This window comes from Winogradskyella psychrotolerans (assembly GCF_018860565.1).
GTDB lineage: Bacteria > Bacteroidota > Bacteroidia > Flavobacteriales > Flavobacteriaceae > Winogradskyella > Winogradskyella damuponensis.
Genome location: NZ_JAHKPS010000018.1, coordinates 318,186 through 334,192, shown reverse-complemented (window position 1 = coordinate 334,192; position 16,007 = coordinate 318,186). Strand labels below are relative to the sequence as shown.

The following is a 16,007-nucleotide window of genomic DNA, read 5'->3' as shown; positions in this document are numbered from 1 at the left end:
TCTTCCTAATGGATAACTTTCATATAATTTCTTCAGATGCTTTAGATATTGTAACGATTTATAATATTTTTTATAAGAATAAAAAGCTAAAACTTTCAGAGGCATCTAAACATAAGATACAAAAATGTAAAACGTATTTAGATAATAAATTGGCAAATGAAAAAAAACCTATGTATGGAATTAATACAGGTTTTGGATCGTTATATAATGTAAAGATTTCTGATACGGATCTTAGTCAGCTTCAAGAAAATTTAGTAATGTCTCATGCATGTGGAACAGGTGAGCGTGTGCCAGAATCTATTGTTAAAGTGATGCTACTTTTAAAAATTCAGTCCCTAAGTTATGGCCATAGTGGAGTGCAGTTAGCAACCGTAGAAAGATTGATTGAATTTTTTAATAACGATATTTTTCCATTTGTGTTTACGCAAGGCTCTTTGGGAGCTTCAGGAGATTTAGCACCTTTAGCACATTTGGCATTACCTTTATTAGGAAAAGGAAAAGTGATGCATAACAATAAGGAATATGATGCAGCAACACTTTTAGAAGAGTTTAATTGGGAGCCTATAACACTTGAAGCTAAAGAAGGTTTAGCTTTGTTGAATGGCACGCAATTTATGAGCGCTTATGGTGTTTATTTGTTGCTAATGTCTCATAAAACATCGTATTTGGCAGATATTATTGCTAGTATTTCTTTAGATGCTTTTGATGGACGCTTAGATCCTTTTCATGATTTGGTACATGCAGTAAGACCACATCCAGGACAACGAAAAGTAGCAAGACGCTTTAATGAATTTTTAAACGGAAGTGAATTAATCACGCGCGAAAAAGAACATGTACAAGATCCTTATTCGTTTCGTTGTATTCCGCAAGTGCATGGTGCAACAAAAGACACTTTAGATTTTGTTGAGAAAGTGATTTTAACGGAAATTAATTCTGTAACAGATAATCCTAATATTTTTCATGAAGAAGATTTAATTATTTCTGGAGGAAATTTTCATGGTCAGCCGTTAGCATTAGCTTTGGATTATTTGAAGATTGCTATGGCTGAAATAGGTAATATTTCAGAACGACGTGTTTTTCAATTGGTGTCTGGTTTAAGAGGTTTACCTGCATTTTTAGTGGATAATCCTGGTTTAAATTCGGGCTTTATGATTCCGCAATATACAGCAGCAAGTATCGTAAGTGCTAATAAACAAATGGCATCTCCTGCTAGTGTAGATAGTATTGTCTCTAGTAATGGGCAAGAAGATCATGTGAGTATGGGCGCCAATGCTGCGACACAGGCTTATACTTTAATAAAAAATGTTGATCGTGTTATTGCTATTGAATTGATGAATGCTTCACAAGCTTTAGAGTTTAGAAGACCTTTGAAAACTTCTCCTTTTTTAGAGTCATTTTTAGAGCAATACCGAAAAGTAGTGCCATTTATAAAAGTAGATGAGGTGTTACATGATTCTATTGAGGCTTCTATTCAGTTTCTAAAAGATGTTGATATTGAAATAGAGGAGTTGTTTTTAAATGATTACGATTTAAAATAAGGATGCATTAGTTATTGCTAATTAGCTCATCAGCCCAATTAAAAGCTTCTGTTAAAGTGACGAAAATTTCAAAAGGTTTGTGAAGAAATAATTTTTCGATTTGAGCATTCCTTTTGGCTTTATAATCGTGAGTTACTACGGCTAAACCAGCTAAATTTTTAGTTTCAGAAGTCCTTGCGTAAATATTGGGATTTACGGAGTAAGAATTTACTCTGTGGCTAATGTATACAAAAGGTTGGTTTGAATAATAGTTTTCAGCTATTTTGATGAGTGCTTCATTTTGTTCCTTATCTACATGAACACCTTCTTTTATCGTTGTGATCATATAATTTTTGTAGAATTTTAATGTACAGAAGTCTATATCAATAATTTTTTGCATAAAAAAAGTACTTATCGTTCTTACAAAATACAAAAAACTCCTTTAATTATAAAGGAGTTTTTTATTATGAATGACTTTTAAAATATTAAAAATCGTTATTTATGATTCTGTAGTCTTACCCGCTGATTTTATCTTTATGCTTAAGACATCATTTTTTTTATCTAAATCCATAGTGATAATATCTCCTTCTTGAATTTTAGAATTAATGATTTCTTCAGCTAGAGCATCTTCAACATATTTCTGAATGGCTCTATTTAATGGTCTTGCGCCATACTGTTTGTCAAATCCTTTTTCGGCGATATAACCTTTAGCGTTATCTGTAAGTTTAAGATCGTAACCTAAATCTTTAATTCTATTAATAAGTTTAACTAGTTCAATATCAATAATTTTATTAATGTCTTCTTTCTCTAGAGCATTAAAGACAATAACATCGTCAATTCTGTTTAAAAATTCAGGTGCAAACGCTTTTTTAAGTGCATTTTCAATAACCCCTTTTGCATGATCTGATTCTTGAGCTATTGCTGCAGAAGTACCAAAACCTACACCAGTACCAAAGTCTTTTAGCTTTCTGGCTCCAATGTTAGACGTCATAATTATGATAGTATTTCTAAAATCAATTTTACGACCTAAACTGTCTGTTAAGTATCCGTCATCTAGAACCTGTAATAACATATTAAAGACATCTGGATGTGCTTTTTCAATTTCATCTAAAAGGACAACAGCATATGGCTTACGTCTTATTTTTTCTGTTAATTGGCCACCTTCTTCATATCCAACATATCCTGGAGGTGCACCAACTAAACGCGATATAGCAAATTTTTCCATGTATTCACTCATATCTATTCTTACCAAAGAATCATCACTTTCAAATAGCTCGCGAGCTAATACTTTGGCTAATTGTGTTTTTCCAACACCAGTTTGCCCTAAGAATATAAATGATCCAATAGGTTTGTTAGGATCTTTAAGTCCAGCTCTGTTTCGTTGAATCGCTTTTACAACTTTAGCAACAGCTTGATCTTGCCCAATAACCTTACCTTTAATTAATTCTGGTAATTTAGATAGTTTAGTGATTTCTGTTTGAGCAATTTTATTTACAGGGATTCCTGTCATCATAGAAATAACATCAGCAACATTCTCTTCGGTAACAACTTCTTTATGTTGCTTTGTTTCTTCTTCCCATTTTTCTTGGGCAGTTGCCAGTTCTTTTTCTAATCGTTTTTCGTCATCTCTAAGCTTTGCTGCTTCTTCGTACTTTTGCTTTTTAACAACGCTATTCTTTGTTTCTTTTACTTCTTCAAGTTTCTTTTCTAATTCAAGAATTTGCTTTGGCACATCTATGTTAGTGATATGTACACGAGAACCTGCTTCATCTAAAGCATCGATAGCTTTGTCAGGAAGAAAACGCTCTGTCATATAGCGATTAGTTAGCTTTACACAGGCTTCAATAGCTTCATCTGTATAGTCGACATTATGATGCTCTTCATATTTCCCTTTAATATTATTAAGGATTTCGATGGTTTCTTCAACAGAAGTTGGTTCAACAATGACTTTCTGAAAACGACGTTCTAAAGCACCATCTTTTTCAATATATTGTCTGTACTCATCTAGAGTAGTTGCACCTATACATTGTATTTCACCTCTTGCTAAAGCTGGTTTAAACATATTAGAGGCGTCTAAACTTCCTGTGGCACCACCAGCACCAACAATAGTGTGAATCTCATCAATAAAAAGAATAATATCATCATTCTTTTCAAGCTCGTTCATAACGGCTTTCATACGTTCTTCAAACTGTCCTCTATACTTTGTGCCTGCAACTAAGCTTGCCAAGTCTAAAGTGACGACACGCTTATTAAATAAGGTACGAGATACTTTTCGTTTTACAATGCGTAATGCTAAACCTTCGGCAATGGCAGATTTACCAACACCAGGTTCTCCTATTAATAAAGGGTTGTTTTTCTTTCTTCGACTTAAAATTTGAGAGACACGTTGTATTTCTTTTTCTCGTCCTACAACAGGGTCTAATTTGTCTTCTTCAGCAAGTACAGTTAAGTCTCTACCAAAATTATCTAAAACTGGTGTTTTTGATTTCTTGTTTGTTTTACTAGATTGGCCTCCAAACGGATTCTGTTTTGCATCTTCTTGTTCGTTCATATCATCATCAGAAAACGATTCTGCTTTTGGGGTTTCTAAATAATCATCTTCGTTAGTTGCCATAGATTTAAATTCTTCTTTTACGTTATCATAATCTACTTTTAGCTTGTTTAAAAGCTTTGTTGTAGGATCATTCTCATTTCTTAAAATGCACAATAATAAATGTGCTGTGTTTATTGAGGTGCTCTGAAATAGTTTTGCTTCTAAAAATGTTGTTTTTAGTGCACGCTCTGCTTGCCTTGTTAAGTGCAAGTTCTTTTTTTCGTTCGATGTTGTTACGATATTTGGGTTGGCAGGACTTAAAATCTCTACTTTACGTCTTAGGTGATTTAGATCTACATCTAAGGCGCTTAAAATATCTATAGCTTTACCGTCTCCATCTCTTAAAAGTCCAAGCATTAAATGCTCAGTACCAATAAAATCATGACCTAAACGTAAAGCTTCTTCTTTGCTGTAAGCAATTACATCTTTAACTCTTGGGGAAAAATTATCATCCATACTATATTCCTTTCTGCTTTAAAAATAATAAAAACATATTGAGTATAAGTCAAAAACCGTACCTTAATTATATGATTATTATATGTCGTAAACGAAGAGAGTAAAAATGCTTTTTAAATCAAAGGAAAATTGCAGATACTTATTAACGAAAAAGATATTAAATATTGTTAATAAAAAATACCAAAAAGCAAGTAGTGTTTGTCTAAAAACAGTGGTATTTTGGTTATATTAGCGCGTTATGAAAATTCACAAAAAAAACTAATTAATTTTATATATGGCAGAAGGAGAAAAACTCATTCCAATTAACATTGAAGATGAAATGAAATCGGCTTACATTGATTATTCAATGTCGGTCATAGTGTCACGTGCGCTACCAGATGTTAGAGACGGTTTAAAACCAGTTCATAGACGTGTACTTTACGGTATGCACGAATTAGGTGTTAGAGCAACTGGAGCACATAAAAAATCAGCAAGAATTGTCGGTGAGGTTTTAGGTAAGTATCATCCACATGGTGATACTTCAGTTTATGACGCTATGGTACGTATGGCTCAGGAATGGAGTTTGCGTTATATGTTAGTTGATGGACAAGGTAACTTTGGGTCTGTAGATGGAGATAGTCCGGCTGCAATGCGTTATACAGAAGCAAGAATGCGTAAGATATCTGAAGATATGTTAGCAGATATTGATAAGGAAACCGTAGATCATAAATTAAATTTTGATGATACTTTAGAAGAGCCAACAGTTCTTCCAACACGTATTCCAGGTTTATTAGTTAATGGAGCTTCAGGTATTGCTGTAGGTATGGCAACAAATATGCCACCACACAACTTAACGGAAGTAGTCAATGGAACAATTGCTTATATCGATAACAACGATATTGAAATAGATGAATTAATCCAACATATCAAAGCACCAGATTTTCCAACAGGAGGAACCATTTATGGCTACGATGGTGTTAAGGAAGCTTTTCATACAGGCCGTGGACGTATTGTAATGCGTGGTAATGCTATTATTGAAGAAGTGCAAGGCAGAGAGTGTATTGTAGTTACAGAGATTCCTTACCAAATCAATAAAGCAGATATGATTAAGAAAACTGCTGACTTGGTTAATGATAAAAAACTAGAAGGTATTGCTACTATTAGAGATGAGTCTGATAGAAATGGTATGCGAATAGTTTACGTTTTAAAGCGTGATGCAATTCCTAATATTGTACTTAATAAGTTATTTAAATATACCGCTTTACAATCGTCATTTAGTGTTAATAATATTGCATTAGTAAATGGGCGTCCAGAGTTACTAAACTTAAAAGAACTTATTCATTATTTTGTAGAACACAGACATGATGTAGTTGTTAGGAGAACCACTTACGAATTGCGTAAGGCTGAAGAAAGAGCTCATATATTAGAAGGCTTAATTATAGCTTCTGATAATATTGATGAGGTTATTAAAATTATTCGTGCATCATCAAATGCAGATGAGGCTCGTAATAGCTTAATAGAACGTTTTAAATTATCTGAGATTCAGGCAAAAGCTATTGTTGAGATGCGTTTGCGTCAGTTAACAGGTTTAGAGCAAGATAAGCTGCGAAATGAGTATGAGGAAATTATGAAAACAATCATAGACCTTAAAGATATCTTGGACAAGAAAGAACGTCGAATGGATATTATTAAAGCAGAGCTTGAAGTTATTAGAGATAAATATGGAGATGATCGTCGTTCAGTAATAGAATATGCAGGAGGAGACTTGAGTATTGAAGATATGATTCCTGATGCACAAGTGGTAATTACAATTTCTCACGCAGGTTATATTAAACGTACATCACTTTCAGAATATAAAACACAAAATAGAGGAGGAGTAGGCCAGAAAGCGTCAACGACTCGTAATGAGGATTTCTTAGAACACCTATTTGTTGGTACTAACCATCAATACATGCTATTCTTTACGCAAAAAGGAAAATGTTTCTGGATGCGAGTTTACGAAATTCCAGAAGGAGCTAAAACGTCTAAAGGTAGAGCAATTCAGAACCTAATAAATATTGAGCAAGATGATAAAGTCATGGCTTTTATCTGTACTCAAGATTTAAAAGACGAAGATTACATTAACAATCATTATGTAATAATGGCGACCAAAAAAGGTCAGGTTAAGAAAACGGCTTTAGAGCAATATTCAAGACCAAGATCTAATGGAATTAATGCCATTACCATTAAGGAAGACGATGTTTTATTAGAAGCAAAATTAACAACAGGTGAAAGCCAAGTGATGTTAGCTTTAAAATCTGGTAAAGCCATACGTTTTGAAGAAGCGAAAACACGACCAATGGGTAGAAATGCATCTGGTGTACGTGGTATTCGTCTTCAAGATGAAAAAAACGATGAGGTTATAGGTATGGTTGCTGTAGACGATATGGATAGCAATATTCTTGTGGTTTCTGAAAATGGATACGGAAAACGTTCTAGTTTAGAAGATTATAGAATTACCAATAGAGGAGGTAAAGGTGTAAAAACCATTTCTATTACAGAAAAAACAGGAAACTTAGTATCTATTAAGAATGTAACCGATGAAGATGATTTAATGATTATTAATAAATCTGGAATAGCTATTCGTATGGCTGTGGCTGATTTACGTGTAATGGGAAGAGCAACACAAGGAGTTAAATTAATCAACCTTAAAGGAAATGATTCTATTGCAGCAGTTGCTAAAGTGATGAAAGATGAGGAAGAAGATATTGAAGGTATTGATGATGCTGAAGTAATTAATTCTGAATCAATTGATAATGAAGATGGCACGGCTATTGATAATAATGAAACTGAAAACGAATAATTAACAACAAAACTATTTATTACAAGATGAAAAAATTACTGACATTAGTGTTACTTTTAATTGTTTCCTCAATGTCTTTTGCACAAAAGAACGAGATTAAAGCCATTGAAAAAGCACTAAAAAATTCGAATTTTGGAGATGCTAAATCTGCAGTATCAGCTGCAGAAGCATTAATAGGAAATATGGATGATAAGTCTAAAGCCAAATTCTATTTCCTTAAAGCTAAAGCACTTTATGCAGAAGGAAAAGGTTCTGATAAAGATATCGATGAAGCTATAGTAAGTTTAGATGACTTGAAAGAATTAGAATCTAAAATGGGGAAATTAAAATATACCAAAGAAGCTAATGAAATGTCATTAGGAATGGTTAATACATTTCTAACTAAAGCTAATAATGCGTTTAGTAGTAAGAATTATACTGTTGCTGCAAAAGGCTTTGAAAAAGTTTATAGAATGTCTCCTAAAGACACGTTATATCTTTATTACGCTGCTTCAGCTGCTGTAACTTCTCAAGATTATGATACTGCTTTAGATTACTATGTTGAATTAAAAAACATGGGATATACAGGTATCCAAATGAATTACTATGCTACAAATGTAGAAACTGGTGAAGAAGAATTGTTTGCTAATAAGCAAACAAGAAATTTTTCTGTAAAATCTAAAGCTCATACTAAACCTAGAGATGCTAAAAGCGAATCTAAAACAGCTGAAATTGTAAAGAACATCGCTTTAATATATGTATCACAAGGAGATAATGAAAAAGCTTTAGGAGCTATGGCTGATGCTAGAGCAGAAAATCCTGATGATTTAGGTTTATTATTATCTGAAGCTAATGTTTACCTAAAAATGGGTAACAGAGAAAGATTTAAAGAATTAATGGAAGAAGCAACTACTAAAGATCCTAATAACGCTGAATTACAGTATAATTTAGGTGTGTTAGCTGCTGAAGGTGGTAACCCAGAAGCTGCTATAAAGTATTATGAAAAAGCTATTTCTATTAACCCTGGTTATGTAGATGCTTATAACAATATTGCAGTTGTAATGTTAGAAGGTGAAGCTAAGATTGTTGAAGAGATGAATAGCTTAGGAAATAGTTCTGCAGATAACAGAAAATATGATGAGTTAAAAGAAAAACGTTCACAATTGTATTATCAAGCTATTCCTTTTTTAGAGAAAGCTTTAGAGTTGAGAAATACTAATATAGATGCGGCTAAAACGTTAATGAACATATATAGCGCTTTAGGTGAAACTGATAAGTTTAAAGCTATGAGAGCTAGGATTGAAAAAATGGAAGCTTCTGCAGCAGGTGGAAATTAAAATTAGATTCAAAATAGTATAAAAAAAGCGGCTTTTTTTATACTATTTTTTTAATAACTCTCAGTTTGTGGGTATGTGTATTCTTATCAATATTATAAATACCACTATGATCTAAACGATCAATTCTTACTTTGCCATGCGCATGGATAATGTAATTATCTTTCATGATAATACCTACATGAGTAATGTTGCCTTCTGCATTATCAAAAAAGGCTAAATCACCAGGTTCACTTTCTTCAATAAAGCTCAGAGCTTCCCCTTGTGTTGCTTGTTCAGAAGCATCTCTAAATAATTTGTACCCATTGAGTTTATATACTATTTGTGTAAACCCAGAACAGTCAATTCCAAAAGGTGATTTTCCACCCCATAAATAGGGGGCATTCAAGAATAAAAAAGATGATTTAACAATATTTTCTTTAGCGCTTTTTGAGGTTAAGGCAGTACCATCAAAGTTATGCTTAAGTATGTTTAACCCATTTAAATCTGAACCAACAGGAATAGGATATAAATTATTTGAAGCATCTGATACAAATTCAATTAAATCTTTGGATAAATTAACACCAGATTTATTTAGGTCATTATAACTAGACGCGTCAATTTCTAAGTATTGCTTATTATCTATCCAACCTTCATATTTATCAAAGGCAAAACGGATGCGACTCCACTTTTTTCGTTGCTCAAGCACTTTAAAAAAGTCACCATACAGAGCTTGCGTTACCATTTCACTGGTATCGCTAGGTTCTAATCGTATAGGTACAATGCCAAGATTGCAAATGCCGTATTGCATAGAGTTTGGTTAAGCGCGTTCTAATACCACTGCAGAAGCACCTCCACCGCCATTACAAATAGCAGCTGCTCCAATATTGGCGTTATTTTGTTGTAATACGTTGATTAAGGTCACTAAAATTCTTACGCCAGAGCATCCAAGTGGATGTCCTAAAGAAACGGCACCACCATTAACATTTACATTACTGTCGTCTAATCCTAAAATTTTCATATTAGCTAATCCAACAATAGAGAATGCTTCGTTAAATTCAAAGAAATCAACGTCTTTTATATCAATATTCGCTTTAGCTAATGCTTTAGGTAAAGCTTTAGCAGGCGCTGTTGTAAACCATTCTGGTTCATGTGCAGCATCTGCATACCCTTTTATAACAGCAATAGGTTGTAAGCCTAATTCTTTAGCTTTTTCTCTGCTCATTAATATCATGGCTGCAGCTCCATCGTTAATTGTAGAGGCATTAGCAGCAGTAACTGTTCCGTCTTTAGTAAATGCAGGACGTAATGCAGGAATTTTATCCATTTTCACATTCGTATATTCTTCATCTTTGTTAACAATTACAGGTTCTCCACGACGTTGAGGAACTTCAACAGCAATAACTTCATTCTCAAACTTTCCAGCATCCCAAGCCGCTTTAGAACGTTCATAAGACTGAACAGCAAAAGCATCTTGATCTTCTCTAGAGAATTTATATTCAGTTGCACATAAATCGGCACAAACCCCCATGGCATTATTGTCATAAGCGTCAACTAATCCGTCTTTTTGCATACCGTCTTCAAGCGTTGCTGGTCCAAATTTTGTACCAGTTCTTGCATGATAATAATGTGGAATTAAACTCATGTTCTCCATTCCACCGGCAACAACTATTTCTGCATCACCTAATTGTATAGCTTGAGCAGCTTGCATTACAGCTTTCATTCCTGAAGCACATACTTTGTTAACTGTAGAACATGGAATTGTGTTTGGTAATCCTGCGTAAATAGCAGCTTGTCTTGCAGGAGCTTGTCCTGTGCCAGCTTGCACAACATTTCCCATAATGACTTCATCTACTAGCTCTGGTTTTAAATTAATTTTATCTAAAGCTCCTTTAATAGCCGCAGCTCCTAATCGAGGTGCTGGTACTGTAGATAAACTTCCTAAAAAACTTCCAATTGGTGTTCTAACTGCTGAAACTATAACGACGTCCTTATTCATTGTGATTATATTTGATGTTATTTGGAGCGAAATTAAACATTTTTTAAGAGATTTTAGAATGTATTAATGATATTAGCAATCTAAAATTCTAATATTTATTACATTTGATTGTATATGAATGTATTCCTCAATAAATGGTATAAGAATCATGCTTTAGTTTATAAGATATTATTATTCTTATTAACCACATTGTTTATTGTTTACTTGTTTCCTAAAACAGGGAAGTTTAGATACTCTTTTGAAAAGGGTAAGCCATGGCAATCCGAAAACCTATATGCTCCATTTAATTTTGCGATAAAGAAATCCCAAAGTGAAATAGACAAAGAACAACGCGAAATTAAAAATCATAGTCCTTTGTATTTTGAGGTCACTAAAGGTGTTGAAGACGATGTTATATTAGATTTTACGATGAGATTTAACCAAGTATTTAAAGACTCTAGTACTCTTAGAACTGAAAATACAACGTTATTTAATCATGGTAAATCAATTGTAAACAAGCTTTATAATTCTGGAATATTAGATTTAGATTATAATTATGATAAAGATAGACCTGTATTTTTAACGTCATCTAATACCATTCAAAAAGAGTTGCAATATGGCAGTTTGTATGAGTTAAGTGAATGGAGAGCACTAGTAGAGAAGGATTTAGGAAATACATTATCTATAGATACAAAAAAGCGTATAGTCTCTATTTTTTTCGATGTTATTAAACCTAATATAAAACTCAATAAAAGTCTTAGTGATAGAGCTTTAGAAGAGGAGTTGTCAAAAATTTCTTTAACGAGAGGACGTATTGAAAAAGACCAACTCATAGTTTCTAAAGGGCAAGTAGTAGAGGAAGATCAATACGTTATTTTAAGTTCTTTAAAATCCGAATATGAATCTCAAGTATGGAATTCTGCTAATTATAATTGGGTTCTCGTAGCTTACACACTATTGGTGGCATTGGCATTACTCATGTTATTATTGTTTTTAAGAAAATATAGACTCGAAGTCTTCTTAAACAACACTAAAGTGACGTTTATATTTTTTAATATCGCATTAATGATATTGTTAAGCACTTTGGTTATTAACTTTAATTCTCAGTATATCTATGTGGTGCCATTATGTATTTTACCACTCGTACTAAAAGCTTTTTTCGATGCAAGATTAGGTCTCTTTACACATGTACTTACGGTATTACTTTTAGGTTTTATTGTACCTAATAGTTACGAGTATATGTTTCTTCAGATTATTGCAGGAATGGTAACGATTTTAACGGTCTCAGAATTATATAAAAGAGCTAACCTTTTTATATCAGTAGGACAAATAACATTTATTTATATCATTGCTTATTTTGCATTTTTCGTTATTCACGAAGGGCAATTAACAGGGTTAAAATGGGAAACTTTTGGTTTATTTGTGCTTTGTGGTTTAGCGACTTTGTTTGTTCAGCCTTTAATCTATATTTATGAAAAGATTTTTGGACTGGTGTCTGACGTATCTTTATTAGAATTGTCTGATACAAATACAAAATTGCTAAAAGAATTATCAAACAGAGCTCCAGGGACATTTCATCATTCATTAAATGTGGCTAATTTGGCTGAAGCTTCAGCTAATGAAATTGGCGCTAATGCTATGTTAATTAGAGTAGGAGCCTTGTATCATGATATTGGCAAGATGAATAATCCAACGTATTTTACAGAAAACCAGAGTACAGGTATTAATCCTCATGACGAATTATCGAATAAAGAATCTGCGAAAATTATTATTGATCACACAATTAAAGGAATTGAAATTGCTAAAAAATACAATTTACCAGATCGTGTTATAGATTTTATTAGAACACATCACGGTACCAGTTTAGTGTATTATTTTTATATGAAAGAAAAAGCTGAGAATGAAAATGTTGATATCAGCGATTTTACTTATCCAGGTCCAAAACCATTTAGTAAAGAAACAGCAATTTTAATGATGTGTGATAGTGTAGAAGCTGCTTCAAAAAGTTTAAAAGATCCTACAAGTACAAAGATTAATGATTTTGTTGAAAACATAATCAATAAGCAAATGGAGAGTGGTCAGTTTTTAAATGCGAATATTACGTTTAAAGAAATTCAATCTATCAAAAAAGTGCTTAAACATAAATTAGCGAATATTTACCATCTAAGAATAGAGTACCCTGAATAATAAAAAAAAACTACTATTTCTATCAGGGTTTTGTTGTTAGCAGCGTTTGTTTTAGAGGTGACTAACGACTGAGACGTGTCCAATAATGTTTTAGCTTTGTACAAACATCCAATTTATCAAAAAAAATCTTAAGTTTAACGGTGGGATATTATATATTAGTAATCCTATTATGTTTTTAAACAAAAAAGCCTCACTATTTCTATTAAGGCTTTTTGGAATCGCGCTAGGATTTGAACCTAGGACCGCATAATTGGAAAGCTGACACTCTATACCAACTGAGCGACTCTCGTATTTTGTAATTAAATTGCTTTAATTAATGGTATTTCAATATGTAGAATCGTTACGTTTATTTTAGATTACTTCGTTTCGCTGAGTATTCTGGATTGGTGACTCAATCCAAATGAGTTTTTACAAAAGTGAGTTTTTGTAAAGCTGCATTTAAAAATCATTTGTGGGGAGAGCAGGATTCGAACCTGCGAAGACGTAGTCAGCAGATTTACAGTCTGCCCTCGTTGGCCGCTTGAGTATCTCCCCAATACTTTTATTCAATATTTCAAACTAAAAAGACCACTCAGCACAAGATGTCTTTAGAGCGAGAGACCGGGTTCGAACCGGCGACATTCAGCTTGGAAGGCTGACGCTCTACCAACTGAGCTACTCTCGCATTTTTGGTAAGCGGTCGCGAATATATAAATATTTTTTAAAAATGCCTTAATTTTTCTTTTTTTAGGCTATAAAATTTACCGTAGGTTGAACGTAGAAATTATCTATAGATTTAGAGTTGAAATATGTGTTAGATAATATATAATTATACACAAAAAAGCCTCAACATAAATGTTAAGGCTTCTTGTGATCGCACTAGGATTCGAACCTAGGACCGCCTGCTTAGAAGGCAGGTGCTCTATCCAGCTGAGCTATGCGACCAATTAGAGTAAAACTCTAAAATTTCAATAAAAGTCGGGGTGGCAGGATTCGAACCTGCGGCCTCCACGTCCCAAACGTGGCGCGATAACCGGGCTACGCTACACCCCGAGTTGATTATCTTTTTAAATATTACTTACAGTCGCATATGCTGTAGTAAATTTGCGGAGAGACAGGGATTCGAACCCTGGGTGAGTGTTTCCACCCACGACGATTTAGCAAACCGCTCCTTTCGGCCACTCAGGCACCTCTCCAATATTTATATGAACATTCCTTTAAATGCGGATGCAAATGTAAGGCAACATTTTAAAGAACGCAACAATTTTTTTGAGTTTTTTTTGAATATTTTTGATTGTATATTTAAGTGTATATTTATCAGGCAAATAAAAGTGTTTTACTCAACTTTATAAGTTTTAAAAAATGTTTAAATAAAGTATAAACTAAGTTCTAAACTTTAAAATATGTCTAGTTACAAAAAAGATAGAGCTTTTTCCGACTACGTGCATCAGCAATTAGCATTACCTTTAATATATAAGGCTTTAGGGTGGCAAGAGGTTAGATTGCGAAAGGACTATGCTCAATATATAGATATGATGGATGGTATTGATTATGTGTTTAGAAAGGGAAATGAAATTATGAGCGTACAAGAGCGATTTAGGGAAGCGCAATATAAAGACTATTCAGATTTTACCATTAGGTATAGGCGTGATGATAATAAATTTAAAGAACGACAAGAATCTGAATATTATAAAATGAAAGCACATTATTTTACCTATGGCATTATTGATTGTGCTAAAAGTAAGGTGAATACAGCTAAAGGATTTATAAAATATGCCATAATAGATTTAAAAAAAGTCTATGATAAGATTGATTCCAAAGCCATTTTTATTTCAGATAACAAAAAGCATAAGTGCGAAATTGTAAATAATAAAAGAATTGAATGCCCTGTAAAGTATAATGTAGATAGGTCTTCTTCTTTTTTTCCTATTGATATTTCTTTTTTAATGAAGCTTTGGGGTAATGAGATGATTGTAGCTCAGAAAGGTTTTTGTGATTAATGAACTTTTGAGCAAATCAAAATAATTTTGTCTTCATCTACATTTGTTGTGAAAAATAAATAGAGTGTTCCGCCGTCTTTAATTTTGAATTTTTTGCGAATATCATGTACTGATAACGGAAAGTTTCTTGTAGTTATATTAGCTTTTAATATTTTTTCTTTGGAAAATGCTTTTTTATTAAAGGGTACTATTTTTTCAATTTTAAATCTTCTTCCAGGAAATTCTATAAGTGAGTCAGATGTGTATAAATGCGAATGTTTGTGTAGTTTTTCAATATTTAGAATGTTAGCAACAGAATTAAAACTACCAGATTTTAAAACGGCAGAATTTGGTTCGTACAAATAGGTGAGTGGCTTGCTATAATTTGCTTCAGCTTTAGCTTCTTCTTTAAAGTTAAATTTAAAATATTGAGCTTTATCTCTTTGTAAATTAACAGTTTTTACGAGAACGTCTCCTTTAAAACCCCGCTCTAAAATCCATAATAATTCTTTAACTTCATTGTTAACGGCTACAATATGAATTTCTTTTACATGCTGTAAATCTGATAGCGTTGCTGATAAATCTAACAAAGGTGATGTTTTAATCATCACATTTTTTGCGCACTGTAGCAATAAGTTTTGATGTGTTTTAATATTAGGTTCGCAGTCTGCTAATAAAAATACTTTTTGCTTTAAATCATCACGGCGCGAAGGGTCAATATATATCCAATCTATAGTTTGGGTAACTTCTTTTAAAGTGTCAATTCCATTTGCATTATAGCATGTAATGTTTGAAGTATTTAGTGCTTTTAAGTTATGTTTAACTAATGCTGAAAGTTCTGGGTTAATTTCACAATGTATTACGTTTTCAACATGTTTTGAAAAGTAAAATGCATCTACACCAAAACCACCTGTGAGATCCATAATCTGCTTACCAGAAACTAAACTAGATTTATATTGAGCAGTAATTTCTGAAGAGGTTTGTTCTATATTAAGCTTATTGGGAAAGTATATATTTTCAGTACTAAACCATGTTGGTAGTTTCTTTTTACAGCGTTTTTTTGCTTCAATTTGTTCAATAATTAATTTTGAATCTACAACTTTAAACGGTATACCTTTTAGCAATAATTCTGAAACATCAGAATTTAGGTTATTGTTTATAAAATTTTGTATTTCAGTATTTAACAGGTTTTTGTTAAACATTAG

At 32.8% G+C, this 16,007-nt stretch carries 10 protein-coding genes and 5 tRNA genes; 5 read left to right on the top strand and 10 right to left on the bottom strand.

Going from position 1 to position 16,007, the window contains the following annotated elements; translation table 11 throughout:
- The first annotated feature begins 8 nt into the window (after positions 1-8).
- Entirely contained in the window at positions 9-1,538 is a 1,530-nt protein-coding gene (hutH, locus tag KO504_RS08055; RefSeq protein ID WP_215925810.1) for a histidine ammonia-lyase, read from the top strand.
- 7 nt (positions 1,539-1,545) lie between these two features.
- On the opposite strand, the gene KO504_RS08050 is transcribed toward hutH, so the two are convergent.
- Positions 1,546-1,917: a hypothetical protein gene (locus tag KO504_RS08050; protein ID WP_215925809.1), complete on the bottom strand. Its 372-nt coding sequence runs from the start codon at positions 1,915-1,917 to the stop codon at positions 1,546-1,548.
- Positions 1,918-2,016: 99 nt separating this feature from the next.
- On the bottom strand, positions 2,017-4,566 hold the full coding sequence (locus KO504_RS08045) for an ATP-dependent Clp protease ATP-binding subunit (protein WP_215925808.1): 2,550 nt from the start codon (positions 4,564-4,566) through the stop codon (positions 2,017-2,019).
- Between the two features lie 274 nt (positions 4,567-4,840).
- Here KO504_RS08045 and gyrA point away from each other — a divergent pair, with 274 nt between their 5' ends.
- Both gyrA and KO504_RS08035 read left to right on the top strand, forming a co-directional pair.
- Positions 4,841-7,387 (top strand): DNA gyrase subunit A, encoded by a 2,547-nt coding sequence (gyrA, locus tag KO504_RS08040; RefSeq protein WP_215925807.1) that lies wholly within the window; start codon positions 4,841-4,843, stop codon positions 7,385-7,387.
- A 26-nt stretch (positions 7,388-7,413) separates the two neighbouring features.
- Positions 7,414-8,703 (top strand): tetratricopeptide repeat protein, encoded by a 1,290-nt coding sequence (locus tag KO504_RS08035; protein WP_215925806.1) that lies wholly within the window; start codon positions 7,414-7,416, stop codon positions 8,701-8,703.
- Between the two features lie 37 nt (positions 8,704-8,740).
- On the opposite strand, the gene KO504_RS08030 is transcribed toward KO504_RS08035, so the two are convergent.
- Positions 8,741-9,490 (bottom strand): C40 family peptidase, encoded by a 750-nt coding sequence (locus KO504_RS08030; protein WP_215925805.1) that lies wholly within the window; start codon positions 9,488-9,490, stop codon positions 8,741-8,743.
- A gap of 9 nt (positions 9,491-9,499) precedes the next feature.
- Positions 9,500-10,678: an acetyl-CoA C-acyltransferase gene (locus KO504_RS08025; RefSeq protein ID WP_215925804.1), complete on the bottom strand. Its 1,179-nt coding sequence runs from the start codon at positions 10,676-10,678 to the stop codon at positions 9,500-9,502.
- A 114-nt stretch (positions 10,679-10,792) separates the two neighbouring features.
- Here KO504_RS08025 and KO504_RS08020 point away from each other — a divergent pair, with 114 nt between their 5' ends.
- On the top strand, positions 10,793-12,844 hold the full coding sequence (locus KO504_RS08020) for an HD family phosphohydrolase (RefSeq protein WP_215925803.1): 2,052 nt from the start codon (positions 10,793-10,795) through the stop codon (positions 12,842-12,844).
- Between the two features lie 452 nt (positions 12,845-13,296).
- Here the strand turns inward: KO504_RS08020 and KO504_RS08015 are convergent.
- The 5 genes from KO504_RS08015 to KO504_RS07995 all read right to left on the bottom strand — a co-directional run bounded on the left by KO504_RS08015 (position 13,297) and on the right by KO504_RS07995 (position 14,019).
- A tRNA-Tyr gene (locus KO504_RS08015) sits at positions 13,297-13,378 on the bottom strand.
- A gap of 57 nt (positions 13,379-13,435) precedes the next feature.
- Positions 13,436-13,508: transfer RNA gene (locus KO504_RS08010), tRNA-Gly, on the bottom strand.
- Positions 13,509-13,694: 186 nt separating this feature from the next.
- Positions 13,695-13,768: transfer RNA gene (locus tag KO504_RS08005), tRNA-Arg, on the bottom strand.
- Positions 13,769-13,801: 33 nt separating this feature from the next.
- Positions 13,802-13,876: transfer RNA gene (locus tag KO504_RS08000), tRNA-Pro, on the bottom strand.
- Positions 13,877-13,930: 54 nt separating this feature from the next.
- Positions 13,931-14,019, bottom strand: a tRNA-Ser gene (locus KO504_RS07995).
- Between the two features lie 207 nt (positions 14,020-14,226).
- On the opposite strand from KO504_RS07995, the gene KO504_RS07990 reads away from it, so the two are divergent.
- The gene (locus KO504_RS07990; protein ID WP_215925802.1) at positions 14,227-14,823 is read left to right on the top strand and encodes a hypothetical protein; all 597 of its coding nucleotides are present in this window, start codon (positions 14,227-14,229) and stop codon (positions 14,821-14,823) included.
- Here the strand turns inward: KO504_RS07990 and KO504_RS07985 are convergent.
- Complete coding sequence (locus tag KO504_RS07985; RefSeq protein ID WP_215925801.1) at positions 14,820-16,004, bottom strand: THUMP-like domain-containing protein; 1,185 nt, start codon at positions 16,002-16,004, stop codon at positions 14,820-14,822. The genes KO504_RS07990 and KO504_RS07985 overlap by 4 nt on opposite strands.
- Positions 16,005-16,007 lie beyond the last annotated feature (3 nt).